Raw genomic sequence first — 228 nt, 5'->3', positions numbered from 1 at the left:
CCTGGTCCTCGTCCAAAAGCACTGTCATCAAGGTTGATAAAGGACTGCTGACCGCATTATCCGCAGGCAGCGCGCAGATCACCGCCCGATACAAGGGCTACACGGCGCTCCTCACCGTTACGGCTGAATATATGTATGACAAGGTTGAGCTGAACCGCAGCGGATCAGCCGCCAAGCTCGGCGACAAGCTGGACATCGAGCTCGGCGAGGAGCTGCAGCTCGACCTGA

At 58.3% G+C, this 228-nt stretch carries 1 protein-coding gene; it reads left to right on the top strand.

Features of this window, described 5'->3' with window-relative positions:
• The coding region (locus tag PA598K_RS36890; protein ID WP_185602421.1) for a hypothetical protein at nucleotides 1-228 on the top strand (228 nt) is incomplete at both ends.

It is taken from the genome of Paenibacillus sp. 598K (genome assembly GCF_003851045.1).
Lineage (GTDB): Bacteria > Bacillota > Bacilli > Paenibacillales > Paenibacillaceae > Paenibacillus_D.
This window is presented reverse-complemented; position numbering and strand designations above follow the sequence as displayed.